Origin of the sequence: Amycolatopsis sp. cg13 (assembly GCF_041346965.1) — a bacterium.
Taxonomy (GTDB): domain Bacteria; phylum Actinomycetota; class Actinomycetes; order Mycobacteriales; family Pseudonocardiaceae; genus Amycolatopsis.
Genome location: NZ_CP166848.1, coordinates 8,959,872 through 8,984,179, shown reverse-complemented (window position 1 = coordinate 8,984,179; position 24,308 = coordinate 8,959,872). Strand labels below are relative to the sequence as shown.

The 24,308-nt window shown below is 69.5% G+C and carries 26 protein-coding genes and 1 tRNA gene; 12 read left to right on the top strand and 15 right to left on the bottom strand.

Going from position 1 to position 24,308, the window contains the following annotated elements; all coding sequences use genetic code 11:
- Nucleotides 1–56 precede the first annotated feature (56 nt).
- Nucleotides 57–1,235 carry an MFS transporter gene (locus AB5I40_RS42090; protein WP_370935770.1) on the top strand — a complete coding sequence of 393 codons (1,179 nt, stop codon included), beginning with the start codon at nt 57–59 and terminating at the stop codon, nt 1,233–1,235.
- A gap of 6 nt (nt 1,236–1,241) precedes the next feature.
- Here the strand turns inward: AB5I40_RS42090 and AB5I40_RS42085 are convergent, their stop codons facing one another.
- The 3 genes from AB5I40_RS42085 to AB5I40_RS42075 all read right to left on the bottom strand — a co-directional run bounded on the left by AB5I40_RS42085 (nt 1,242) and on the right by AB5I40_RS42075 (nt 4,691).
- On the bottom strand, nt 1,242–2,855 hold the full coding sequence (locus AB5I40_RS42085) for a DHA2 family efflux MFS transporter permease subunit (RefSeq protein WP_370935769.1): 1,614 nt from the start codon (nt 2,853–2,855) through the stop codon (nt 1,242–1,244).
- 213 nt (nt 2,856–3,068) lie between these two features.
- Complete coding sequence (locus tag AB5I40_RS42080; protein WP_370935768.1) at nt 3,069–3,890, bottom strand: hydrolase; 822 nt, start codon at nt 3,888–3,890, stop codon at nt 3,069–3,071.
- Nucleotides 3,891–3,983: 93 nt separating this feature from the next.
- Nucleotides 3,984–4,691 (bottom strand): hypothetical protein, encoded by a 708-nt coding sequence (locus AB5I40_RS42075; RefSeq protein WP_370935767.1) that lies wholly within the window; start codon nt 4,689–4,691, stop codon nt 3,984–3,986.
- Between the two features lie 187 nt (nt 4,692–4,878).
- On the opposite strand from AB5I40_RS42075, the gene AB5I40_RS42070 reads away from it, so the two are divergent.
- Entirely contained in the window at nt 4,879–5,745 is an 867-nt protein-coding gene (locus AB5I40_RS42070) for an SAM-dependent methyltransferase (RefSeq protein WP_370935766.1), read from the top strand.
- Nucleotides 5,746–5,836: 91 nt separating this feature from the next.
- Here AB5I40_RS42070 and AB5I40_RS42065 read toward each other — a convergent pair whose 3' ends face one another.
- Together AB5I40_RS42065 and AB5I40_RS42060 are read right to left on the bottom strand one after the other, a co-directional pair.
- A complete protein-coding gene (locus tag AB5I40_RS42065) occupies nt 5,837–6,595 on the bottom strand; it encodes an SGNH/GDSL hydrolase family protein (protein WP_370935765.1) in 759 nt (252 codons plus the stop codon).
- The gene (locus AB5I40_RS42060) at nt 6,592–6,981 is read right to left on the bottom strand and encodes a nuclear transport factor 2 family protein (RefSeq protein WP_370935764.1); all 390 of its coding nucleotides are present in this window, start codon (nt 6,979–6,981) and stop codon (nt 6,592–6,594) included. Before AB5I40_RS42060 ends, AB5I40_RS42065 begins: the two co-directional genes overlap by 4 nt.
- Before the next feature lie 68 nt (nt 6,982–7,049).
- On the opposite strand from AB5I40_RS42060, the gene AB5I40_RS42055 reads away from it, so the two are divergent.
- The 3 genes from AB5I40_RS42055 to AB5I40_RS42045 all read left to right on the top strand — a co-directional run bounded on the left by AB5I40_RS42055 (nt 7,050) and on the right by AB5I40_RS42045 (nt 9,748).
- Complete coding sequence (locus AB5I40_RS42055; protein ID WP_370935763.1) at nt 7,050–7,625, top strand: PadR family transcriptional regulator; 576 nt, start codon at nt 7,050–7,052, stop codon at nt 7,623–7,625.
- 57 nt (nt 7,626–7,682) lie between these two features.
- On the top strand, nt 7,683–8,510 hold the full coding sequence (locus AB5I40_RS42050) for a DUF1932 domain-containing protein (RefSeq protein ID WP_370935762.1): 828 nt from the start codon (nt 7,683–7,685) through the stop codon (nt 8,508–8,510).
- Nucleotides 8,511–9,142: 632 nt separating this feature from the next.
- Nucleotides 9,143–9,748, top strand: a complete 606-nt coding sequence (locus AB5I40_RS42045; protein ID WP_370935761.1) for a hypothetical protein — start codon at nt 9,143–9,145, stop codon at nt 9,746–9,748.
- Here the strand turns inward: AB5I40_RS42045 and AB5I40_RS42040 are convergent.
- On the bottom strand, nt 9,670–10,506 hold the full coding sequence (locus AB5I40_RS42040; protein ID WP_370935760.1) for a helix-turn-helix transcriptional regulator: 837 nt from the start codon (nt 10,504–10,506) through the stop codon (nt 9,670–9,672). The genes AB5I40_RS42045 and AB5I40_RS42040 overlap by 79 nt on opposite strands.
- Nucleotides 10,507–10,607: 101 nt before the next feature.
- On the opposite strand from AB5I40_RS42040, the gene AB5I40_RS42035 reads away from it, so the two are divergent.
- Entirely contained in the window at nt 10,608–11,483 is an 876-nt protein-coding gene (locus AB5I40_RS42035; protein WP_370935759.1) for an alpha/beta hydrolase, read from the top strand.
- A 33-nt stretch (nt 11,484–11,516) separates the two neighbouring features.
- Here AB5I40_RS42035 and AB5I40_RS42030 read toward each other — a convergent pair whose 3' ends face one another.
- Nucleotides 11,517–11,978, bottom strand: coding sequence for an Lrp/AsnC family transcriptional regulator (locus tag AB5I40_RS42030; RefSeq protein WP_370935758.1), 462 nt, complete (start codon nt 11,976–11,978; stop codon nt 11,517–11,519).
- Between the two features lie 69 nt (nt 11,979–12,047).
- Between AB5I40_RS42030 and AB5I40_RS42025 the strand changes: the two genes are divergently transcribed.
- Entirely contained in the window at nt 12,048–12,944 is an 897-nt protein-coding gene (locus AB5I40_RS42025; RefSeq protein WP_370935757.1) for an SMP-30/gluconolactonase/LRE family protein, read from the top strand.
- Between the two features lie 185 nt (nt 12,945–13,129).
- Here AB5I40_RS42025 and AB5I40_RS42020 read toward each other — a convergent pair whose 3' ends face one another.
- Nucleotides 13,130–13,993, bottom strand: coding sequence for a hypothetical protein (locus AB5I40_RS42020; protein WP_370935756.1), 864 nt, complete (start codon nt 13,991–13,993; stop codon nt 13,130–13,132).
- 269 nt (nt 13,994–14,262) lie between these two features.
- Nucleotides 14,263–14,336: transfer RNA gene (locus AB5I40_RS42015), tRNA-Ile, on the bottom strand.
- 154 nt (nt 14,337–14,490) lie between these two features.
- Between AB5I40_RS42015 and AB5I40_RS42010 the strand changes: the two genes are divergently transcribed.
- On the top strand, nt 14,491–14,751 hold the full coding sequence (locus AB5I40_RS42010; protein WP_370935755.1) for a hypothetical protein: 261 nt from the start codon (nt 14,491–14,493) through the stop codon (nt 14,749–14,751).
- A gap of 31 nt (nt 14,752–14,782) precedes the next feature.
- Here the strand turns inward: AB5I40_RS42010 and AB5I40_RS42005 are convergent, their stop codons facing one another.
- On the bottom strand, nt 14,783–15,373 hold the full coding sequence (locus AB5I40_RS42005; protein WP_370935754.1) for a TetR/AcrR family transcriptional regulator: 591 nt from the start codon (nt 15,371–15,373) through the stop codon (nt 14,783–14,785).
- Nucleotides 15,374–15,418: 45 nt separating this feature from the next.
- Between AB5I40_RS42005 and AB5I40_RS42000 the strand changes: the two genes are divergently transcribed.
- Nucleotides 15,419–15,868 (top strand): SRPBCC family protein, encoded by a 450-nt coding sequence (locus AB5I40_RS42000; RefSeq protein WP_370935753.1) that lies wholly within the window; start codon nt 15,419–15,421, stop codon nt 15,866–15,868.
- 42 nt (nt 15,869–15,910) lie between these two features.
- Here the strand turns inward: AB5I40_RS42000 and infA are convergent, their stop codons facing one another.
- From infA to AB5I40_RS41980, 4 genes are all read right to left on the bottom strand, one after another.
- Nucleotides 15,911–16,132, bottom strand: coding sequence for a translation initiation factor IF-1 (gene infA / locus AB5I40_RS41995; RefSeq protein WP_116202922.1), 222 nt, complete (start codon nt 16,130–16,132; stop codon nt 15,911–15,913).
- Entirely contained in the window at nt 16,122–16,904 is a 783-nt protein-coding gene (locus AB5I40_RS41990; protein WP_370935752.1) for a GNAT family N-acetyltransferase, read from the bottom strand. The genes infA and AB5I40_RS41990 overlap by 11 nt, the downstream gene beginning before the upstream one ends.
- A 180-nt stretch (nt 16,905–17,084) precedes the next feature.
- Nucleotides 17,085–18,017: an NADP-dependent oxidoreductase gene (locus AB5I40_RS41985; RefSeq protein WP_370935751.1), complete on the bottom strand. Its 933-nt coding sequence runs from the start codon at nt 18,015–18,017 to the stop codon at nt 17,085–17,087.
- Nucleotides 18,017–18,652 (bottom strand): DsbA family protein, encoded by a 636-nt coding sequence (locus AB5I40_RS41980; RefSeq protein ID WP_370935750.1) that lies wholly within the window; start codon nt 18,650–18,652, stop codon nt 18,017–18,019. Before AB5I40_RS41980 ends, AB5I40_RS41985 begins: the two co-directional genes overlap by 1 nt.
- A gap of 96 nt (nt 18,653–18,748) precedes the next feature.
- Here AB5I40_RS41980 and soxR point away from each other — a divergent pair, with 96 nt between their 5' ends.
- Nucleotides 18,749–19,201 carry a redox-sensitive transcriptional activator SoxR gene (gene soxR / locus AB5I40_RS41975; RefSeq protein WP_344284167.1) on the top strand — a complete coding sequence of 151 codons (453 nt, stop codon included), beginning with the start codon at nt 18,749–18,751 and terminating at the stop codon, nt 19,199–19,201.
- A gap of 273 nt (nt 19,202–19,474) precedes the next feature.
- Here soxR and AB5I40_RS41970 read toward each other — a convergent pair whose 3' ends face one another.
- Nucleotides 19,475–21,727, bottom strand: a complete 2,253-nt coding sequence (locus AB5I40_RS41970; protein ID WP_370935749.1) for an ATP-binding cassette domain-containing protein — start codon at nt 21,725–21,727, stop codon at nt 19,475–19,477.
- 286 nt (nt 21,728–22,013) lie between these two features.
- On the opposite strand from AB5I40_RS41970, the gene AB5I40_RS41965 reads away from it, so the two are divergent.
- A complete protein-coding gene (locus tag AB5I40_RS41965) occupies nt 22,014–23,114 on the top strand; it encodes an aldo/keto reductase (protein ID WP_370935748.1) in 1,101 nt (366 codons plus the stop codon).
- 806 nt (nt 23,115–23,920) lie between these two features.
- Nucleotides 23,921–24,298 carry a pentapeptide repeat-containing protein gene (locus AB5I40_RS41960; RefSeq protein ID WP_370935747.1) on the top strand — a complete coding sequence of 126 codons (378 nt, stop codon included), beginning with the start codon at nt 23,921–23,923 and terminating at the stop codon, nt 24,296–24,298.
- The last annotated feature ends 10 nt before the right edge of the window (nt 24,299–24,308 follow it).

Genomic DNA, 24,308 nt, shown 5'->3' with positions numbered 1-24,308 from the left:
ATGGCACGGGAAGCATCTGTTGGACTGGTCGTGGCAGCCGGGCGACGCTGGTCTGCATGAAAGTTCAGCAGGCAGTGGGTTTCTGGGGCGTGGCGTTCGCCTTCGGCGTGACAATGGCGGGCACGACGTTGCCGACGCCGCTGTATCCGTTGCTACAACGGGAGTTCGGGTTCGGCGAGCTCGCGAGCACGCTGCTTTACGCCGTCTACGCGGGCGGGGTGATCGCGGCGCTGGTGCTGTTCGGCCGTGCCTCGGACGTGCTCGGCCGACGGCGGGTGCTGCTCGCCGGAGCGGCCTGCGCCGCGTTGTCGGCAGCCGCTTTCCTGAGCGGAGCCGGGATCGCCGCGCTGCTGGCCGGTCGCGTGCTCTCCGGGTTCTCGGCCGGCCTGGTCACCGGCACGGCGACCGCGGCGCTCGGCGAACTGCACCCGCGCGGGAACCAGGCACACGCCGGGCTGGTCGCGACCGTCGCCAACATGCTCGGCCTCGGGTGCGGGCCGCTGCTCAGCGGGGTGCTGGCCGCGGTCGCGCCCGCGCCGCTGCAGCTGTCTTTTCTCGTGCACCTCGCGCTGCTGGCGCCCGCCGCGGGCGTCGTGTGGCGAACGCGCGAACCACGACCCGCCGAGGCCGGGGCCCGGTTCCGGATCGTGCGGCCGGTGCTGCCCGCCGAGGTCCGGCCGGTGTTCCTGCCCGCGGCCACCGCGATGTTCGCCGCGTTCGCGGTGTTCGGTCTCGTCGCCGCCGTCGAGCCCTCGATGCTGGTGCGGCTGCTGGACGTGCACAGCCCGGTGGCGCCGGGACTGGTCGTGTTCGCGATGTTCGCCGCGTCGGCCGGCGGCCAGATCGTCTCCCGGCGCGTCCCCGCCGCCCGCGCGTTGCCGATCGGCTGCGCGGTGGTGCTGGCCGGGGTCGCCGGGCTGGCCGCCGCGATCGGCCTGGAATCCGCGGCCGTGCTGGCGGCCGCGACGATCGTGATCGGCGCCGGGCAGGGAGTGGCGTTCCGCGGCGCGGTGGCCGCGGTCGGCTCGCGCACCCCCGATGACCAGCGAGCCGGGACGATGTCCAGCTTCTTCCTGGTGGTCTACCTCGGCATCTCGGTCCCGGTGGTGCTGGCCGGCGCCGCGTCCGCCCAGTGGGGCCTGCGTGCTTCCGCGCTGGCCTTCGCCGGGGTCGTCGCCGTCCTTCTCGTCGTTGCGCTGCTCGCGACAGGTTCCCGCGCCCGCAGTGCGGCTTGAAGTGCTTCATCCGGCCGCGGACGTGCCAAGATCGGCTGGTTCCCGCACCTGATCGAACCTGCGGCTTCGGATCAAAAGACACGAGACGGCGCCGATCGCGATCACCGCGACCGGCAGCGCGAGAGTCGGCCGCATCGCGTCGACCACCCCCTGTCCGAACACCGAGGCGGCGGCCTGCTGAACGTCGTGGACCACCGCGGCCGGCGTCCCGGGCGGCAGCGGGACCGCGGCGCCGGACTGCCCGGTGCCGATGTCCGTCCCGCTCCGGGCCGCGTGCTCGAACGCCGCGGTGAACCGGTCGCGGACGGTCTCCGGAAGAGCGGCGGCACGCGCGGCCGCCTCCTCTTGGAGAGACACGGCGAGCCGATTCTGCAGCACCGCGCCGACCGCCGCGCTGCCGATGACCGTGCCGATCTGCCGGATCGAGTTCAGCACGCCGGAAGCGGCTCCGGCCATCGCGGGCTCGACGCGGTACATCGCGACCGTGACCATCGGGCCGAACAGTCCGCCGATGCCCACCCCGACGACGAGCAGCGCGGGCTGGAACTCCCACCACGCACGCCCGACGTCGGCCGCGACTGCCAGCCACGCCATTCCGGCCGCGAACAGCGCCAGGCCGGTCATCAGGACGTACTTGCCGCCGAGCCGGTCGGCCAGCCTGCCCGCGACCGGGGACAGCACCGCCGAGACCACCATCGCCGGAGCCATCACCAGCCCGGCCTCGACCGCGCTGAAGCGCAGCACCGACTGCAGGTAGATCATCACCGGCAGGAACAGGCCGATCATTCCCACTTGGACGGTCGCGGACACGAAACTCATCACCGCGAAACCGCGGTCGCGGAACAGCACGAACGGCAGCAGCGGATCGTTTCGCTGCCGGTTCCGTTGCTGCACAAGGAATACCGCCAGCAGCAGCACGCCCGCGCCCAGCAGGGACCAAATCGTCGCGTTCCACTCGTACCGCTGCCCCTCGGTGAGCGCGAACGTCAGGGACGCGAGCGCGGCCGCGGCGAACACGACGCCGGGAACGTCCACCCGACGGCGAGCGCCGTGCCGCAGGTCCGGCACCAGCAGCACGGCCAGCACGAGCACGAGCAGGCCGATCGGGACGTTGACGACGAAGATCCACCGCCACCCGGCCGAACTGACCAGCAGCCCGCCCAAAGTCGGCCCCGCGATCGTGGCCACCCCGGCCACCGCTCCCCACACGCCGAGCGCCGTGCCGCGGCGGGCAGGCGGGAACGTGCCGATGATGATCGTCATCGTCTGCGGCGCCAGCGCGGCGGCCCCGAGCCCCTGCGCTGCCCGGGCCGCGATGAGCTGCGCCGGATCCCGCGACAGCGCGCACAGGACGGATGCCGCCGTGAACACCGCGGTGCCCGCGACGAACATGGCGCGCGGCCCGAACACGTCCCCCAGCCTGCCGAAGGCGATCAGCAGCGCGGCGAGGACGAGGATGTAAACGTTGATCACCCACAAGACCTCGTCCAGCGAGGCGCCCATGGTTTCGATCATGCTGGGGATCGCGACGTTGACCGCCGTCAAATCCAGCAGGGTCAGGAAAAATCCCAGGCTGAGCGTCACCAGGACCGCCCACGGATTGCCGCGCCAACGCTTCATTCGCATTCCTCCCAGACCTCCGCACCCCGCCTGAGCCGCCCGGCGGAAACCGGTCGCCGGAGCCGACTCAGCTCGTCTCGCTAGAATGCTAGCATCCTAACAAGCTAACCATCCTCGGAGACGAGAGCGCGAGATCCGGCGGCAGAGCGGCCGACCGGATCGGAGAGGACGGCGGCGCGCAGCTGGCGACCGCGCGCCGCCTACTGGTACCGGTCAGGTCAGGTGGTCGAATTCGCCGCTGACCCAACGGATGTGCGCGTCGGCGGAGCGCTGCACGACGGCTTTGGCGTCCGCGTCGATGGTGTCGCCGCCGAGCGTGTACAACCGGTCGTAGGACCAGCCGTCGAGCCGGTCCACGATCCGCCGGACCACCGCGGCGGACAGCGGGATGTGCTTCGGGAAATTGCGCTGGAACGACACCCAGTTCGGAGCCAGGCCGCCGCTGATCGAGTCGCCGGACAAGAGCGAGCCGTCCGGGGTGCGCAGCACGGCGCTGCCCAGCATGTGGCCGCCGACCTGGATCAACTCGACCCCGGGCACCGGCTCGGCGTGCTCCGTCCAGAACTCGAGCACCGGGCCGGTGCGGCCCAGCCATTCCCGGCCCGCGGCGTTGACCAGCACCGGAATCCGCCCGAACGCGTGGCTCCAGCTGACCTGGGCAGCGAACATGTGCGGATGGCTGGTCGCCACCGCGACAACCTCGCCGAGCGCCCGAACCGCGGCGAGTGTGTCCGGCTCAATGGAGGTCGGCGGATCCCACAGCACATTCCCCCGCGCGGTCCACACGACGAACGACCACTGCCCGATGCCCACCACCGGTTCCCGCCGCAGGCTGTGCACCCCGCGACCGTGATCCCGCTGCCGCACCTCATGCGGTTCGGCGGCAAGCTGTTCGTGAGTGCGCCAACTCCCGGAATGCGGGCCCAAATCCCCGCGCTCCTCGATGCCGACTTCGCCGCGGTCCAGCACACAATGCGGGGGTTCCGGGGAGCCGGGCTGTTCGATGCCGCAGCGGTCGCAGATCCATAGTGTCATGATCGCGATTCTCGAACCTCGATATAGCTAGAGGTCAATCAATCGTCCAGTCTCGCAATCCGGCGAGACCAGCACGCGCGGAGCAGCAGCTCATCAGAGATCTGTGCCGAATCGGGAATCGGTACGCGCGGAAAGATCGATGACCAACCTGCCCTCGGTCCAAGCTTCGACGACCGAAGCGAGTTCGCTCCACTGCCCGCCGTTCAACTGCCGAGAGTCCACCAAGTGCTGTTTGCGCTTTCCCTGACTCGTGGTCGCGTACAGGGCAACGGCGGAATCGTACCCACCTGACGTGAAATACACCTTTTCGATTTCTCTCCACCCGAGTTCGACGTGACAAGTCCAGGAGCTGCCCTGTTGCCGGTACACCGCCAGTCCGCGCCCGCTCGCCGCTATCCGCACCCGAACCCCGGCCAGTTCCGCGGCCTGCGGCACCGGTCGTCGATTCTCCGGAGGAGGTGCAGGCCGCTCAGCAGGACGGCGCTTCGCGGCAGGCGGGGGTGCCGCACGTATCTGCCGAGAAATGTCGTGCACGTTCCTGCGCTGCCGACGCTGGCCGAGCAGCAGCGCCGCCACCAGCGCGACCCCGACTCCGACGGCAAACGCCGCCAGCCACATGGACGCCATGCAGCACAGCATGGCCGCCCCGGCCGGGATCGGAATCGCTTCGCTCACCAAACACTCGAATGGCGCAAACCTCACTGCACATTGGGCGTCAAACCGTCCGTCGAGCAGCAGAAATAGCTGAAGGCGCGGGATCGCTGGGGAATTCGGCGGACCGAGCGCTTCGCCCGAGCCCACGGACAGATCCGCGCGATCCGCCGATGGCGGCGCACCCTCCTTGGCGGCGTCGTCGAACGCGCTCGCCAGGACGGCAAGCTCGCGGTTTCCGCCTCGGCCGGGCGGCTGAACGCGTATCGTGGCCCGCGGTGTGCCGGAAAGACTGGCCCGCAACGGAATCTTCGTTGACCTGACCGAGGAGCGCCTCATGGGAACCGGAGCCGACCGGACCGCGGTCGGGCCGATGGTTATCGTCGCCGCCGACCAGCACGAAGCCCGGCCGCTGATCGACGACCCGTGGGCCAGCCGCCTCCTGCCCGCCGCCGGGCGGTTCGCCGTCGCGCTGACGAGATGCCGGCCGGTCCGGCGAGCGTTGATCGCCGCTGCGGAGAAGAAGATCCCCGGCCTGTGGGCGAGCATGCTGTGCCGCAAACGCTATGTCGACGACGCCCTCCGCGAGGCTCTCGACGACGGCGGGATCGAGGCGGTGGTCATCCTCGGCGCGGGCTTCGACACGCGCGCCTGCCGCCTGCCCGCCCTCGCGAGGATCCCGGTCTACGAGGTCGACCTGCCCGCCAACATCGACCGCAAACGTGCCGCGCTCACGAAGGCGCTCGGCCGCGTCCCCGACAACGTGAAGCTGGTGCCGGTCGACTTCGAAACCCAGAACCTCGCCGACGCCCTCGCCCGGCACGGCTACTCCGCCCGGCGGACTTTCTTTGTCTGGGAAGCGGTCACCCAGTACCTCACCGAGGACGGCGTCCGCCGCACGTTCGACTTCCTCGCCACCGCACCCGCGGGCAGCCGCCTGGTTTTCACCTACGTCCGCAAGGATTTCCTCGAAGGCACCACGCTTTACGGCGCCGACGCCGCGTACTCCGACTTCGTTCTCAAGCAGCGGCTTTGGCGCTTCGGCCTGACGCCCGGCCGCGTCGAAGCCTTCCTCGCCGAATACGGCTGGAGCGAACGAGAACAAGCCGGGCCCGAGGAATTCACCGACCGGTACCTGCGTCCCGCCGGACGAAACCTGCCGGTGTCGGAGATCGAACGCTCGGTGCTGGCCGAAGCGCGGTAATCACGGCGTACGCGAGTTCGCGAGCGTCGGCGGACTCGTGATCGTCGAGCGGGCCAGGCCAGCCGGTCCCGCCATCCCCGCCGACGTGCGCTCACACCGGCAGCAGCAACGGACGTTTCGCGGTGCGGCCGTCGCCGGAAGACCTGCCCAGCAGTCGCCGGACCAGCCAGGGACCGAGAAACTCGGCGAGCCACCGGACTTCCGCGCCCGCGGTGCGCCACCCGGGCGGGCGGACGACGGGCGGCAGCGGGTCGGTCCAGCTGTCGTCGCTGCCGGGGAGGCCGAGGCGGTGCGCGACGGCGGCCGCGATCCGGGCGTGCCCGATCGGGTTGGCGTGCAAGCGATCCGCGCACCAGAGCCGCGGATCGCCGGCGACCTCGTGCCGGTCGGTGTCGACGACTGTCACCCCGTATCGGGCCGCCGCGGAACGGATCCGGCGGTTGAGGTCGGCGACTCGCGGACGCAACGGTGCCGCAATCGGCGCGATCTTCCCGATGTCGGGGAAGGCGAGGGTGACCACGTCGGCGCCAGCGGCAGTGAGCGCGGCGAACATGGCGGTCAGGTGATCCCCCACCGCGCCGGCGTCGTAGCCCGGGCGGAGCAGGTCGTTCATTCCGGCGACGACGGTGGCCAGCGTCGGACGCAACGCCAGCGCCGGGGCGAGCTGTTCGGCACGCACCTGACCCGCGAGCCGTCCCCGGACGGCGAGGTTGGCGTACTCCACCGGCTCGCCGGTGGCGGCGAGATGATCGGCGAACCGGTCCGCCCAGCCTCGGTAGCCCGTGGCCTCGTCGCCGTCGCCGATGCCCTCGGTCTGGCTGTCGCCCAAGGCCACGTAACGAACGGTCACGCACCGGCCTCCTGCTTGATCTGCTCGAACCGGGCGGCCATCGCTTCGCCGAGCGCCGTCGCCGCGGAGAGCGGGCGCACCATCACCGTGAAGTCGTCGATCAGCCCGTTTTCGTTGGTGTGCAGGAAATCGCAGCCGTTGATCTCCTTGTCCCCCACCCGCGCGGTGAAGATCAGCGCGTGGTCGCGGCCGTCGGCACTGGAGATCTCCCGGACGTAGCGGAAATCGGCGAAGACCCCGCTCACGGCGCGCAGGATGGCCGCAGTGATCGGCTTGCCGGGGTACGGCCGGTAAGCGACCGGACTGGTGAAGGTCACGTCGTCGGCAAGCAGGGCTTCGACGGCCGCGTGGTCGTTGTTCTCGACTGCCTCTCGGAGCGGGTGCACGCAGCCTCCTAGTAACTTTGTTGATTAGGTGCAGATGAGATTAATCGCCTCGATGCTACGGTGTCCAGATGTCCTTGAAGTTCGCGATCCTCGCGGCCCTGCTGGAGGGCGAGTTTTCCGGCTACGACCTGGCCAAGTCGTTCGACGCGTCGGTCGCCAACTTCTGGCAGACGACCCCGCAGCAGCTCTACCGCGAACTCGAACGGCTCTCGGCCGACGGCATGATCACCGCGCGCGTCGTCGAACAGGAACGCCGGCCCAACAAGCGGATGTTCAGCCTCGCTCCCGCCGGACGGCGCGCCCTGCACGAATTCACCGCGACGCCGGTCCAGCCCACCACGATCCGGGACGACCTCCTGGTCAAGGTGCAGGGCAGCGACGCGGGCGACGCCGAAGCGGTGATCGCCGCCGTCGAGGAACGCATGGAATGGAGCCGCGCCAAGCTCGCCCGCTTCGAACGGCTGCGCGAGGGCATGCTGGACGGCCGGACGGAAAGCGATTACCTGCGCGACAACGACCGGGTCGGGCCCTACCTGACTCTGCTGCGCGGCATCTCGTTCGAGCAGGAGAACCTGCGGTGGGGCGAGCACGCCGCGCGGATCCTCCGGCAGCGCGCCAAATCGAGCGTTTCCAAGCCTGCTTAGCGCGGCGATGGTCGGCCGAGGTGGCGGAACCGTCCTGGCTGACGTATACCCCTTGCTGTGGCGGCTTCGACGGTAGGACTGTTGCATCCGGGCCGGATGGGCTCGGCCATCGCGAGGCAATTGATCGCGGGCGGGCACCAGGTGCTGTGGTGCCCGGCCGGACGGTCGGCGGGAACAGCGCGCCGAGCCGCGGCGACCGGGTTGACCGCGGTGGAGACGATTCCCCTTCTCCTCGAGCGGAGCGCGGTCGTGTTCTCGATCTGCCCGCCCGCCGCGGCCGAGGAGGTCGCCGCGGACATCGGGGATTACCGCGGGATCTACGTCGAGGCGAACGCGATCAGTCCACAAAGGATGATCGCGATCGCCGGCCGGCTCCGCGCGACCGTGGTGGACGGATCGATCATCGGGCCGCCCCCGGACGAACATGCGACCGCGCGGGTCTACCTGTCCGGTCCGGAGAACGCCGTCGAACGGGTACGGGGACTGCTGGCCTCCGGCAACGCCGAACCCGTGCCGCTGGCAAACCGCGTCGGCTCGGCGAGCGCGTTGAAGATGGCCTACGGATCGTTCCAAAAGACTTCGCGGGTGCTGGCCGCGCTCAGCCATGCGATCGCCGACGACTACAGCGTCGGCGAACACCTGCTCAGGGAAGCGAACGCCTTCGGCGGCAACGCGCTGGCGGACCCGGACGGGCTGCCGTCCACGGCCGCACGCGCTTGGCGCTGGGCGCCGGAAATGCTGGAGGTCGCGGAAACCGCGCGGGAGCTCGGCCTTCCGGACGCCCTCGCCACCGGCTCGGCCGAGGTGCTGTCGCGCTGGGCGGACGACAAGGACGACTTCGACCTCGACCTTCCGGCGACGCTGCGCCACCTGCATCGCGAATAGCGGCCACGGGATCGTGCCGTCGCGGCGTCTCCGAAGCAGGTCTCGCCGGGGTTTGCTTCACCGGATCCACCGGTTGAGCAGCCATGCAAGCTCAGCTCGGCGACGGTGGCCCGCACATGATCGCCGCCGACGTTGTCGAAGCACACGTCGACACCGACCGGTCGCGCCCTTGCCGAGCACGACCCGCGCGCACCTCTCCGAACCGGACGAGAAGACGAATGGTCCGAGGAAATTGGCACCGCGAGCCGGCCACGCCTCGTACGGGCGAGCCTCTTGGCGTCATCACCAGGCCGCGCTGCCGATTCGGATCATGACCGCAGCGAGAGCACGACGCGCTCGTCGCTGATCCGCCACCGTGCTCGCAAGGTGGCGTGGGCATTTCAGGCGCCCGATCCCGGAAGGCGGGACCGAAAGGTCCTCGTCGTCGAAGCAGCGACCGATCGCGGAACCGGCGCGATTCTTGGCGCCCAAGCGCGTTCTCCAGCCGGTGCCCGGCCGCTCGAAGCCACCTCGCGCACCTCAGCAGCGGTCAAGAAACGCTGCCTCCGCCGGGACTCGGCTCAGGTCGTCGACACGGCGCAACCGGTATCGTGTGGTGGCGAGCAGTCTTCGAGAGTTGCCGGAAGGATGCTGTGGCGAGCCTGGTGTCGTCGTTGGACGACTTCGCGGATGTGGAGTGGGGCAAGTTCGGCCTCATCGACGACGAGCGGGTGCCGCCGGGCGAGCCGGGCTGGCTGGCGCTCGGATCCCCGGACACCTTGCTGACCGGCAAGAACGGAGCCGTCTTCCGCAGCGGCGGCACCGCCCATCGCGCGGGCGTGCGGCTGGAGTTCTGGGACGGTGTCCCGCCCGCCGCCGCCGACCGCTGGGACACCGCGTGGGAGGACCGGATCCCGATGACCTCCGGGGTGGTCCGGCTGGCGTTCGTCGCGTCCGGGGTCTCGGAGCGGACCCTGTCTCTGGGCGGTCCCGGGGTCTACGGCATCCGGGTGCTGTGCCGGGGCCGGCAGGAGGCCCGGCGAGCAGGCGACCTGCCCTGCGCCGGCGAGGTGGTCGAGCACTGGGTGCTGCAGTTCTGCTCGTACAGTGCCACCCCATCCCCGCCAGCGCCGAGGACACCGAGACCGGGTTCCTCGTCGTCGAGAACCGGCACCGCGTTTCAGCGGGCTCGCTCGGGAGACCACTGCAGCAGGAACCGCAGCGCCTCCTCGCTCGGCGAACCCGGTTCCGCGGTATAGGCGACCAGCAGCTGCTCCGGATGAGTGTCCACTGTGAACTGCTGGACGTCGAGTTCGAGCTTCCCCGCCACCGGATGCCGGTAGCCTTTCGACAGCGCCCGCGGCCCGCGCACCTGGTGATCAGCCCACCACCGCCGGAAATCCGGGTCCCGCACACTCAGCTCGCCGACCAGCGCGCTCAACGCCGGATCGTCCGGCGTCCGGCCGGCTTCCATCCGCAGCACCGAAACGCACTCGCGCGCGGCCCGCGGCCAGTCCGCGTACAGCGACCGGAACGATTCGTCCACAAAGGTCAGCCGGATCAGGTTTCGTTCGGCCGCTGGCAGTTTCCCGAAATCGGTGAGCAACGCGGCGCTCCCGCGGTTCCAGGCCAGCACGTCCATCCGGCGGTGCAGCACCATCGCCGGAATGTCGCGCATCGTGTCCAGCAACTGCCGCAGCCGGGGCGCGACCTCGGGCCGGGCCGGTTGCCGCGGGGAGACTGGCGCGACGTCGGCGACCGTGAAGAGGTACGCGCGTTCGTCCGGCGCGAGCTGCAGGGCATCGGCCAGCGCGTCGAGCACTGACCGGGAAACGCGATTCGTGCGGCCCTGTTCGAGACGCACGATGTAGTCGATGCTGAGGTGTGCGAGCTGAGCCAGCTCCTCGCGGCGCAACCCGGGGACACGCCGCCGCCGTCCGTCGTCCGGGTACCCGGCCTGTCGCGGGTCGAGCGCCGCCCGGCGGGCGCGCAGGAAGTCGCCCAGTTCGCTTGCCATGCCACCAGTGTGCCGGGCGGGTCGGGCTGCTTGCCTGGTACTGGGGTGCATAGGCAGCACTGTCCCTGGTCGCGGCTCTGGACCGCACCGAAGCTGGAGACATGCGAAACGACGTCTCCTTCCTCAGCAACAACCTCCGCATCGCCGCCCATCTCTATCTCCCGGACACCCCCGGTCCGCATCCCGCGTTGGTCGTCGGGCACCCGGGCACCGGTGTCAAGGAGCAGACTGCCGGCTCGTACGCCGAACTGATGGCCGCACACGGCTACGCCGCTCTCGCCTTCGACGCCGCTTACCAGGGCGAAAGCGAGGGCCTGCCGCGCGGACTCGAAGACCCCGCGCAGCGAGTCGAGGACTTCAAAGCCTCCGTCAGCTACCTGACGAGCCGCGAGGACATCGACCCGGCCCGAATCGGTTTGCTCGGCATCTGCGCGTCCGGCGGCTACTCGCTGACCGCCGCCTCCACCGACCGCCGAGTGCGCGCCGTCGCCACGGTCAGCGCCGCCGACGTCTCCCGCCAGCTGCGCCTTGGCGCCGACGGAACCCAGGATCCGGCGGTGTTCGACGCGATGCTGACCGCTTCCCGCACCGCTGCGGGCGGCCTGCCGGTCTTCCCCGCGAACGAGCAGGAAGCCCGTGCCGCCGGCCAGCATGCCTACGAGGGCTGGGAGTACTACTGCACCCCGCGCGGCGCGCACCCCCGATCCGCCAAGACGCTGACCTGGGACAGCATCGACCGGCTCGCGTTCTTCGACGCTTTCGCGCCGCTCTCGCTGCTCGGTCCGCGGCCGCTGCTGACGATCGTGGGCGACCGCGCCGAGACCGCGTGGATGAGCATCGAGGCTTTCCAGCGAGCCACCGGCCCGAAGGAGATGTTCCGCGTCCCCGGAGCGTCCCATGTGGACCTTTACGACCGGCCGGCGGCGGTCGGCGCGGCGGCGGAGAAGCTGGCGGAGTTCTTCGGCAAGCACCTGTGATCGCTGGGCGGCACGGTCCTGCGCGCCGCGGGTTTACTGTCCGGCGATCCCGGAGGCAGTGTCGAGCGGACGTTCGAAGAAGGTCTCCAGGACGACGATCGCCTGGGTGCTCGTAACTCCATCGATCGCGTAGAGGCGGCGAAGCGATGCCTGCAGCTCCTCCGTAGTCGACGTGCGGATCTTCACCAGCAGGGCCGCCGGGCCCGCGATGACATGCGCCTCGACGACCTCGGGGAGCGCCTCGATCGCTTCGCTCGTCGGCGAGTCGCCCATCCAGGCGTTGGCCTCCACCAGCACGAACGCCGCCACGCCCCGGCCGACCGACGACGGATCGACGTCGACGGTGGTCCGCCGGATGACGCCCTGTTCGCGCAGCTTCCGCACTCGCTCGTGCGCGGCGCCCGCGGACAGTCCCACGGCCTGCCCCAGCGCGGCGTAGGCCTGGGTGGCGTCGCGCTGCAGCTCGGCGAGAAGTCCGCGATCCAAGTCATCCACAGCTTGACGATACCAGGTTCGGCAAGACAAGCTGGATGCGAGATGACATTCAGATACTGGGGGTAGTCAGTGGACGCGATCAAGACTGAGTTCGCGGTGCTGGACGAGAGGTTCGCGCGCTGCAACGGCGACGAGTGGATGCGGCGGCTGCACACCGGGTGCCGCTGGACCGAGGGGCCGGTCTACTTCCCGGCCGGCCGGTACCTCGTGTTCAGCGACATCCCGAACGACCGGACCTTGCGCTGGGACGAGACCACCGGCCAGGTCGGCGTGTTCCGGCAGCCTTCGGGCTACGCCAACGGCCACACCAGGGACCGCGCGGGTCGGCTGATCAGCTGCGAGCAGGGCCACCGCCGCGTCACGCGCACCGAGCCCGACGGCAGCGTGACCGTGCTCGCGGAGCGTTATCGCGGCCGGCGGCTCAACAGCCCCAACGATGTCGTCGAACGGTCCGACGGGTCCATCTGGTTCACCGACCCGAGCTACGGCATCGACAGCGACTACGAGGGCTGCCAAGCGGAAAGCGAGATCGGCGCCTGCCACGTCTACCGGGTCGACCCGGCGGACGGAGAGGTCCGGATCGCGGCGGACGACTTCGAACGGCCCAACGGACTGGCCTTCTCCGCCGACGAGAGCAAGCTCTACATCGCGGACACGCGGCAGAATCCCAGCCACATCAGGGTTTTCGACGTCACCGACGACGGCAAGCTCACCGGCGGCGAGGTGTTCGGCACCTGCGACAAGGGCGCCTTCGACGGGCTCCGAGTGGACACCGCCGGACGAGTCTGGGCAGCCGCCCACGACGGCCTGCACTGTTTCGCACCGGACGGCACCCGCATCGGCAAACTGCTGATGCCCGAGATCTGCTCGAACCTGACCTTCGGCGGACCGCGCCGCAACGAACTGTTCATCACCGCGTCCAGTTCGGTCTACACCCTGCGCGTCAACTTCAACGGGGTTCGCTGACCGGAGCCCGCCCGGGCAGCAGCCGATCACTGCCGCGGAACTCTGGCGCCAGCAGGGTCAACGACCGCGCTGATCGCGTTCAGCTGTCCGGAGACGATTCCGGCGGCGGGGACGGGAGCGGTCGAGTTTCGGAACATCCCGCCCGGCTCACTCCGAGTGTTGGCGCATGAGTGCGGGCAATCGAACTACGGCCACCCTGGGCTTTCCCACTGCGCCCTGTTCACCCCGTCCAAGTCCGGCACCACGGCGCACCAATCGCCCATCACTCTGTCCGCCAGCATGAGGGAGAAACCCGCACCCGTAACCGCGGAAAGCGTATCGACGCCACCGGGGTAGGCCCGATAGGACAACTCACCGGGCAGCAATGGGGCTACGAAGGCCGTGAAGTCGTCCTCCACTAGCTCAGGCCTGGGTTGCAATGCCGGATCGCTTATCACGCAAACCAGTGAACGCGGTCGCATGAGTCGGGCCACTTCGGCTACATTCTCCCGGCTTACGCGGAACCATCGGCACCCGGAGGCACCGTACGCCCAGCGCTCGCACAACAACGTGAAGCGCTCGGAGACCTTCGCCACCGTCTCCCAAAAGTTCTCGTCCGCTACGGCACCAACAGGATTCAAGATCGCCGTGGGCTCAGGAGCTGCGTCGCGCCACTGGAGAATCGCGTCCTGGCAACGGAGTCTCGCCAGATCAGCGGCAACCGCTCGCGTCATGGTGAGGTGTATCGCCCCGTCCCATCCCGACTCGATCTGAAGCCGCCCCGGGACGGAAAGCCGACAATACGGTCCGCGCCCCGCTGCCATTCCCTCGACAAGGTCAATCGCCTGCGGGAAATGGACCTCCGCGCCGTTGCGAAGGCCGAGGTGCCTGTCCGGAAGGGGTTCATTCACCAGCAGCTCGCCGACCTCCAGAAAGCCAGTGCCGCTCTTCGCGATCACCGCTCCGAGCACCTGGCGCAGTGCTGCCGCGTACGAACTCCAGGCACCTGCGTCGGCCAACTCCGCTCTCACTCGCCCACTGCGAGGGCTGATGATCAACTCCTTGCTCATTTCGCCAGTTTCGCAGTGGCCCGCAGTGCCTTCAACGTCGGAATACCGCTCCAGCTCCCGCCGTCGATCTCCGGAGTCAGCATCGAGATGCCATCGGGCTCGAGCGCCTCCACAGACGCCTCAACGGCGGTCAGGAAAACCGGCTTGTTCGAACAATCCCTTGGGTTGCCAGCGCCGAACTCGTCTCCGGCGCTCCCGCGAGACCTCGGTTCAAGATCGTTCACGAGACCGTTTCAGCAGGTCACACCCTAAGCAAAGGGAAGGCAGAGTGGGCCGGGTCGGGCTCGAACCGACGGCCAAGGGATTATGAGTCCCCTGCTCTAACCAACTGAGCTACCGGCCCCTGGGTTCGCTTCCGCAGGTCGATCCCCCCAGTTCAGGTCAACTTAGCACAGGGCCCGCGCGGGCCGGGGAGTGTAGGCCGATCGGGTCGGGAACGCTCGCGAGAGCCTCCGGTCGCCTAGATTGCTGGGGTCGGGTCCCGAGAGGAGACCGCCATGCCCATCCCAGGACGGGTTCCGCTCGCGCTTCTCGATGCTCTCGCCGCCGGGCTCGGACTGGGGTATCTCGCCCGCGTCTACCGGGACACCCTGATTTCGCACGGGCCGGTCCTGTCGATCGCCGCGGTCGTCGCTGCCGCGGTAATCGTGGTGGCATACCGGGGATACCGCGTGCTTCGCAGTGCGAACAGCCGTCTGGACGCGATAATCGCGGACGAGCTATCCCGTCGTAAGCCTTCGCCGCGACCTCGGCGGTGAGCGCGGGATCCGTTGCGGCGGCGGGGGAAAATCACTTTCCCAGCTCGATAATGGCACCGTACAAGCCGGGGGCGAGTGCGTCGGCGAGGCCGCCTGGCGGCACCGCTTCGCGCAGAAGGTGCAGCCACGCGAAAACTGAGCCGAGTAGCATCGCGTGCACTGCGGGCACTTCGGGTCGCCGCACGAGTTCGCCGCGGGCGATGGCGCGGTCCAGCACTTCGACCAGGTAGGCACGTTCCCGGATCAGGAAAAGCTCGCCGAGCCGGGCGGTGGGGGCGTCTTCGGCGCGGAGGTCGGCGAGCAGGCCGGGCAATGCGTTTCGCACCTGCGGTCCGTCCAAAGCGGACTGAATGTCGGCGAGAACGCTTGCCACGTCACCGCGCAGGGTGCCGGTGTCGGGCGGCGGCGCCAGTGCGTCGTCGTGCACGACGGCCGCGAACACGAGTTCTGCTTTCGACTTCCAGCGCCGGTAGAGCGCCGCCTTGCCGACCCCGGCGCGCGCGGCGATCGCGTCGACTGTGCACCGCTGGTAGCCGACCTCCTCCAGCAGTTCGTTGACCGCGGTCCGCACCGCCTCGTCGATCCCCTGCTCCCGCGGTCGTCCGCGCCGGTTGTGCGTCATAGCGGACAGTTTACGAGACTGACAGTTCCGTATATCTTCGGGGGCATGACTTGGGACAAAACCTCCGCCCGGACCCTCGCCGTCGACCCGGCCGCGCTCTGGGACGTCCTCGCCGACGTCGAGAACTGGCCGCGCTGGGACCCGGACGTCGCGCGCGTCGTCCTGCACGGGCCGATCGCTGCCGGATCGACCGGATTCCTTTACCCCAGCGGCGGGTTCCGCGGCAGCGTGCACGCGAAGATCGCGAAGGACTTCACCTTCACGAGCTGGCGGCCCGGACACGAGTTCACGCTCCGCCAGCCCGTTCCGCTCGGGAGGATGGACCTCCGGCTGAGCGTCGCGGCCGTCCCCGGCGGGGCCGAGCTGACCCAGCGCATCGTCCTCGACACCCCGCTGCGGGCGATGATGGTGCGGATCATCGGCGCCGACATCGTGGCGAACTTCGGCCGCAAATGCGACGCGCTGACCAGGCTCGCCACCGCGAAAACGAGCTGACCGTCCTTGCGGTCCCGGCCGGGACCGCAAGGACGGGCCGGACTAGTTCCGGTACCGGAACAGGATCCGGCCCCGGTCGAGGTCGTACGGGCTCAATTCCACCAAAACCCGGTCATACGGCACGATCTTGATGAAGTTCTTCCTGATCTTGCCGCTGATGTGGGCCAGCACGTGGTGCCCGTTCGCCAGTTCGACGGTGAACCGGGCGTCGCGCAGGCACTCGACCACGGTTCCCTCGACTTCGATCCCGCCCTTACCGGCCATGGCGCATCAACTCCACCGTGCTGTTCGCCCGCCGCGCGCCGACGCCCTCGAACAGGGCCGTCGCCGCCGCGTTCGCCTCGTTCACCTCGGCCGACGCTGTCTTGATCCCCGCTCGGTGCAGGACGTCGAGCGTATGAAGCAGCAGCCCGCGCGCGATGCCGCGGCGTTGCCGATCCGCCCGGACGGCGATGAGCCCGATCCGGGGCAGGCGTGTCACCTGGACCACGCGGATCAGGCCTACGTACTCGCCGTCCTCGACAGCGACGGCGTACTTCGACGGATCGACGACAGTGTCGCCAGCCGGGCGCGGCAGCACCTCGGCTGGCATTTCCGACCAGCCGACGGTCGCCTCGACCTCGGCTCGGATGACGCGGTCGAGTTCCCGCAACGGGCCCTCTTCAGCGGATCCGGCGGGCACGAACGCGACGCCCGGCGGCGGGACAACCGGGCCCGGGTCGGTGGGCACGACGTACTCCCACTCGCGCCGGCGGATCGTCAGACCGGCCTGCTGCCAGCCGTCCAGCAGTTCGCGGTCGGTCTCGTCGACCACGGTGTGGAGCGGGTCCGGCAGCGCGGCCAGCATTTCGCGGGCGAGCTGGTCGAAGACGGAGCGGTGCCAGGCGTCGATGCTCAGGAATACCCGTCCGTCGGGGCGGGTGGTGGCCTCGCCGCGACCGGCCAGCTTGCCGTCGTCCAGCGCTTGCCACAGTCCGGGTTCGGCCCGGGTGATGCTCACCGCGGGTTCGCCCGCGGTGAAACGCACAGTGTCCATGATGGTCACCTTTCGGAGTGCCTTCTGTTCAAGGCGCTCCTGGCAACCCCTACGTCAGTCGCCCGACCGTGACGACACGGGGAGCACCCACATCGAAACAGCGTTCATGGGGCTCACCTCCCGGTGTCGAGTCACGGTCGTGGCGAACCATAACGGCGCCTGACGACCCCGTCCACCGATTTAATTCGTCCGCAGCACTACCTTGCCGCGACCGTGCCCGACGGCCACCTCGCGATGGGCGCTCGCAGCGTCCTCGAGCGGGTACTCCGCCCGGACGGTGACCCGCAGTTCGCCTCGCGCGCACAGGTCAAGCAGCTCGCGGAGCCGCCGGGCGGACCGGTCGCTGGTGATCCACTGTGCGCCGAGTTCCGCGGCCAACGCTGGCTCCACAATGGACCCGATCCGGCCGCGATCAGCCACGATCTCCGCTGAGGTGCGCAGGCTTCCGTGCCCGGCCGTGTCGAAAGCGAGGTCTATACCACCGGGAGCAGCTTCCCGTAGGCGGTCGATTGCGCCTTCGCCGTATATCACTGGTATGGCACCCAGCGCGCGGAGATATTCCTGATTCTGCGCGCTGCCCGTCCCGATCACGCGCAGGCCGCGGTGACGCGCCAACTGGACCGCCATCGAGCCGACGCCACCAGCCGCGCCGTGAATCAGGATCGTCTCGCCGGACCGTGCGCCGAGCCGCTCCAACGCAGTGTGCGCCGTCTGTCCGGACGCGGACAACGCTCCCGCTGTCAGCCAATCGACCTTCTCCGGTTTGAGAGTCATTTGACTGGCTGGCGCACTGACGTACTCGGCGTAACAGCCCAGCACCCGGAACCCGGCAACCTGGTGTCCTGTCTCGAATTCAGTCACCCCAGCGCCGACCTGGACGATCGTCCCGGCGAACTCATTGCCCAGAATCTGCGGGAATTCGATGGTCGCCCCCGGCGGCGTCCAACCGTCCCGGATCGCGACGTCGGTCGGCTGAACACCAGCAGCTTCGACGCGCACCAGCACTTCTCCCGGCCCCGCGACCGGCGTCGGCAACTTGTGGACGGTCAGCCGTTCAGCAGGCCCGAACTCGTCGATCGCGGCAGCACGCATCACCGTCGGAATCCCGGACATCACGCCACCGCCTTCGCTGCCGACCGGACGAATTCCGTCAGTTCCGCGACGCTGCGCGCCCCGGCGAGAAGTCGGTCGCCATGCACAACCGTTGGCACAGAATGGATCCCGCGCGACTGTCCTTCTTCGTGATCCGCCAACACTTCCGTCACGTAGTCCTCATTCTCGCCGAGCGCGAGCACGTCGTCACGCTCCAATCCGGTCTTCAAGTCCGCCAGCACAGTCCAATCCGCCACATCGAGGTTGTCCCGCAGATGCGCGGCGAACATGGCTTCCCACGCAGGAGTTTCGGCGAGTCCTCGCGCGGCGGCCAGCTTGAGCACGCGATGCGCGGGCCGGGAATCGAGCGCCCACGCGGTGTCCATGCGAATCGTCAGCCCGTCCGCGCGCCCCGCCTGTTCGATCCGGTCCCGGCGGCGTCCCCATTCCGCCTCGCTGATCCCCCATTCGACCGCGGCGACCTCGCCGATCCGCCGCCGCCGCGGGCCAGGACCTTCCGGCGCCAGCAGAAAACTCCGATGGTCGATCCGCGCCGGAACGCCGGACTCCGCGATCGCTTGCGCGAGGCGGCGATGCCCCATCCAGCACCACGGACACAGCACGTCGGCCCATACCCGCAGGGTCGTAGTCGTCACAGAATCCCTTTCCCGCGCGATCACCGCCGCCTTCCTGGCGGTGCTTACAGTGGACTTCATCAAGCGGACTTGATGTCAAGCACGGAAAGAGCTGCCATGCCCCAGATCACGCGCGAGGTCGTCTGGTTGAAGCCGGGACAGATCGCCGAACGCGCCGGCGTGAGCGTCCCGACGCTGCACTACTACGAGAGCCGCGGGCTCATCGCGAGCAGGCGCACGAGCGGCAACCGGCGCGAGTACCGCCGCGACACGCTGCGCATGATCGCCTTCATCCGGACCGCGCAGCGCGTCGGGGTGTCGCTGGAAGAGATCAAGGACGCGCTCGCCGAACTGCCGGACCAGCGCATCCCCACCAAACGCGACTGGGAGCGCATCTCCCGCCGCTGGCACGACCGCCTCACCGCCCGGATCGAGGAGCTGACCGCGCTGCGGGACCGCTTCACCGACTGCATCGGCTGCGGGTGCCTGTCGCTGAAATCCTGCCCGTACTCGAATCCGGACGACGTCCTCGGCCAGGGCGGCGCGGGGGCGCGGCGGTTTCCGCATTAGGTTCCCGCGCGCCCTGCACCGCACGGTTTCCCGCGCGCTCCCCTGCCGCACGCCGTACGCCTCTCGCCTCGTGGGTCGCGGATCGCGGTCGCGGGTCCGGGTCGCGGGTCACGGGTCCGGGTCGCGGGTCACGGGTCCGGGTCGCGGGTCGTGAGGGGAACTTCGACGGACTCAGAGTCCGTGAAGGTGGCCCTCACGGAACCAGCGGGCCGGACCAGCGCGCGAGGAACACCCCCGCGCGCTCGCACGCGAAGCGTGAAAGCAGGGTCGCCGTTATCCGCCGAGCGCCGCCCGGAAATACCGCCCCGTAGCGCCGTCGTGCTCGGCGAGCCCCTTCGGCGTCCCGGTGTAGAGCACCTGGCCGCCGTTCTCGCCCGCGCCGGGGCCGAGGTCGAGCACCCAGTCCGCTGCGGCGACCACGTGCAGCGAATGCTCGACCACGACGAGCGTCCGGCCCTCGTCGACGAGCCGGTCCAGCAGCGCCACCATCCGCGTGGTGTCGCTCGGATGCAGGCCCGCGGTGGGTTCGTCGACGAGGAGGTCGTCGCTGGTCGAGTCGAGCTGGCGGGCGAGTTTCAGCCGCTGCCGCTCGCCGCCGGAGAGCGTGTCGAGCGTGCGGCCGCTCGCCAGGTGCCCGAGTCCCAGTTCGCCGAGCAGCGCGGCCAGCCGGACCACGTCCGGATGCGGCACATACCGGGCCAGCGCCGACACCGGCGTGCCCAGGACCTCCAGCACAGTCCGTCCTTCGAGCCGCGTTTCCAGTGCCTCCCGGCGGAATCCGGTCGCGTCGCACTCCTCGCACGGCGTGTCGACGTCCTCGAGGAACGCCAGGTCGGTCCGCCGGACACCGGTGCCGCGACAGGCCGGGCACCCGCCCTGCGAACGCGGGTTGAACAGCTTCGGCGACTCGCCGCTCGCCTCCGCGAACGCGCGCTGCACCGGCTCGGCGAGCCCGAGCCAGGTGCCGACCGTTGACCGCGACGTCGCGACGATCTGGCTCTGATCGACCACCGTGAACCGCGGGTGCCGCTCGGCGAGTTCGCCCGCCAGCGTCGACTTCCCGGACCCGGCCACCCCGGTGATCACCGTGAGCACGCCCGTCGGCACATCGACGTCGATGTCGCGCAGGGTGTGCCGGTCCAGCCCGCGCAACGGCAGCCAGCCGGTCGGTTCTCGCAGCGTGTCCTTGAGCCGGACGCCGGTGCGCAATGCCCGCGCGGTCGTCGTGTCCGCCTTCCGCAACTTCGCCGGCGGACCGTGAAACACCACGCGTCCGCCAGCTTCTCCCGCTCCCGGGCCCAAGTCGATCACGTGGTCCGCGGCGACCATCACCGCTTCGTGGTGGTCCACCACCAGCACCGTGTTGCCGTGATCACGCAGCCGCCGTAGTACATCAACGAGGGACGCGACGTCGGCGGGATGCAGCCCGTCCGTCGGTTCGTCGAGCACGTACGTGAGGTCGGTGAGGCTCGATCCCAAGTGCCGCACCAGTTTCAGCCGCTGCGATTCGCCGCCGGACAACGTCGGCGTCGCGCGGTAGCAGTGCAGATGGCCGAGGCCGAGCGTGATCATCGATTCCAGCCGCAACCGCAGTGCCGCCACCAGCGGCCGCGCCCACTCGTGCTCCACTCCGGCACAGAACTCCAGCAATCCCGCCGCGTCCCGATACCCGAGGTCCACAATGGACAAACCGTTGATCCGGCTCTCCCGCGCGGCCGGAGCGAGCCTGCTGCCGCCGCAGTCCGGGCACGGCCGCTGCCGGGTCACGTCGGCCAGCGCCGCCCGGACCGCCGGCCCCATCTTGGCCTCGCGTTCGACCAGCAGCCGCCGGATCCGCGGCACCATCGACTGGTACTTGGCGCTGGCCGGGAAGCGGGGCAACGGATTCGGCGGCTTCTGCGTCGGCCCGTGCAGCAGGAACTGCACCAGCTCCTCAGGCCACTCCCGCAACGGCAGATCGTTGTCGAAGAATCCCGAGTAGACATAGCGCTTCCAGATCCAGCTGTCGACCGCGAAGCTGGGGAAGACCATCGCGCCGTCGTTCAGCGAACGGCTGCGGTCGATCATCCGCTCGCCGTCGATGTCGGTGACCGTGCCGAGCCCCGCGCAGGCCGGACACATGCCGGACGGATCGTTGAAGGAGTAGGCGGGCGAGTACCCCGCGGACGGTTCGCCCAAGCGGGAGAACAGCATCCGCAGCATCGTCCACACCTCGGTGGCGGTGCCGACCGTGGACCGCGAATTCGTGCCGAGCGGCCGCTGGTCCACCACGACGACGGTGGTCAGCCCGCTCAGCGAGCTGGCCTCGGGAGCCGGATCGTGCGGCAGTTTGGTCCGGACGAACGCGGGCATCGTCGAGTACAGCTGCCGCCGCGACTCGGCGGCCAGCGTCGCGAACGCCAGCGACGACTTGCCAGACCCCGATACGCCGGTGACCGCGACGAGCTGGTGCTTCGGAATGTCGACGTCCACGTCGGCGAGGTTGTGCGTGCGCACACCGCGGAGGCTGATCATGTTCGACGGCATGTCTTGCAGCGTACGTCCCGGTGAGGTTCGCTCAGCAGCCGTGGTGCGCGACGTCGCGGAACACCGGCCGGACCGCGCAGCTTCCTCCGCTCCCGCTGGTGTCCATGAGGGGAACCCTGACGGAATCAGAGTCCCTCAGGGTTCCCCTCACGGACATTCGAGCGGCTCTTCGCCCCGCGGCGGCTCCCAGGAGATTGGACTTGCTGGTCCATTTTTCCGGAGGCACCCTGGCCGGGCCAGGCGGGCGCGGCCCGCGCGTGTTTTCGGGAACGGAGCGATGACCCCGATGTCTCTTGACCAGTATTACCTGCTCGGACGGTCCGGATTGCGGGTCAGCAGGCTCGCGCTCGGGACGATGAATTTCGGCACTGACGGATTTCACGCGGCCTACGGGAAATCCGAGGAGGAAGCGCGGCCGATCTTCCGCAAGTACGTCGAGGAAGGCGGCAATTTCATCGACACCGCGGACTTTTACACCGCGGGCGAGAGCGAGCGGCTGCTCGGAAAGTTCATCGCCGAGACGGGCGAGCGGGATCGGCTGGTGCTGACGTCGAAGTTCACCAACAGCGTCGCCCCGGGCGATCCGAACGCGGGCGGCAACGGCCGCAAGCACATGATCCGGTCGGTGGAGGCGTCGCTGCGGCGGCTGGGCACCGACTATCTCGACCTGTTCCTGCTGCACACGTGGGACCGGATCACGCCGGTCGAGGAGGTGCTGCGGACGTTCGACGATCTGGTGCGGGCAGGGAAGATCCGGTACGCCGGGCTGTCCGACGTGCCAGCGTGGTACGCGAGCCGCGCGCAGACGCTCGCCGACGCGCATTCGCTGCCGCCGATGATCAGTCTTCAGCTGCCGTATTCGCTGATCGAGCGGACGATCGAGACCGAGCACGTCCCGGCGGGCCAGGAGCTGGGACTGGGAATCACCGCGTGGAGCCCGCTCGGAAGCGGGTTTCTGAGCGGCAAATACCGCAGTTCGTCGGCTGGCCTGAGCGGCGACGGACGGTTGACGGGTGCTGCTGGGACCTGGACCCCACAGCAGTGGGAACTGCTGAAGACGCTCGAGACGGTCGCCGACGAGCTGAACGTGACGATGGCGCAGGTCGCGATCAACTGGGTCGCGACGCAGCCGGGCATCGCGTCGGCGATTGTCGGGGCGAGCAGCGCGGACCAGTTGGACGCGACGCTGCACGCGCTCGACTTCACCCTGCCCGCCGACCTGCGCGACACCCTGGACCGCGCAAGCGAGGTGCCGCCTGCCGGGCCGTACCGGATGTTCACGCCGGACTACCAGTCGTGGCTGATCAACCCCGGCGCGAAGGTGGGCGACAAGCCGGAGGGCTATCGGCCGACGGTGCGCAACTGGGTGCCGGCGGAGCAGCCGTGAATCGCGCGGGATTGCGCGCACTGGTGAAAAAATGATTTCCCTCGCCCTTTCTAAGATATAGCATCCCCCGGGGCTTGCCGCAAGCCCCGGGGGATGCCGCACAATCGCTGCTCGACCATAAAAACGGGCTGTCGGGGGCGAACGTGGGATTGTTGCGGGCAAGTTCGGGGCTTGGGGCGTGCGGAAAAGTCGCGTCGGCAGCGATGGGCCCGATGCGACCGCCGTGGACGCGTTCACGCGACTCCTTAAGGACGCTCTCGCCAGACGGAGTGATCGCGCGGCCGAACCGCCGACGACCGTCGCGCGACTCCGCGACCGGACGGGCCCGCGACCCGCCCGCTCCGGCGACTCGGAGTCCGCCCGGAAATGCCCGGCCCGCATGACGATTGCCCAATCCGCCCGGCTCGAGCGGGCCCAGCCCCGTGGCCCGATGCACGCAGCCAGCCGCGATGACCCGAACCGTTCGCCATCAGCCGACCCGCCACCGCTAGCCGGAGGCGCGACTGCCAGGCGCACGACGTCAGGACCTGACCGACCTGACCGACCGCGACTGGGCCCGACCGCCCGCCCCAGCTCGAGACTCCGCCCGCCAAAGCCGCATCAGCTCGAGACTCCGCCCGCCAGGCCATGGTCCCGGGCGCAGCTCCGGACTCGAATCAGCCGCCAGGACCCGACCCGCTGCGCCGCGACCCGCCTCACCTGAAGGCTCGGCTCAGCCAGCCTCGACCGATCCCGGTACGCCCTGCTTTCCGCCAAACAGGCACCCGGACTCGCGCCGAGCCCCCTCCCCCGTTCACCGCGCGACGATGGGGCGGCTCGGCTCGGCTCGGCTCGGCTCGGCTCGGCTCGGCTCGGCTCGGCTCGGCTCGGCTCGGCTCGGCTCGGCTCGGCTCGGCTCGGCTCGGCTCGGCTCGGCTCGGCTCGGCTCGGCTCGGCTCGGCTCGGCTCGGCTCGGCTCGGCTCGGCTCGGCTCGGCTCGGCTCGGCTCGGCTCGGCTCGGCTCGGCTCGGCTCGGCTCGGCTCGGCTCGGCTCGGCTCGGGAGAGCATGCGGCCAGCCACCGCAACCCGCCAGCCACCGCAACCCGCCAGCCACCGCAACCCGCCAGCCACCGCAACCCGCCAGCTACCGCAACCCGCGACGAGACAAAGCCGGAAAAGCAACCAGTCCCACCACGCCACTTGACAGAAGGTGG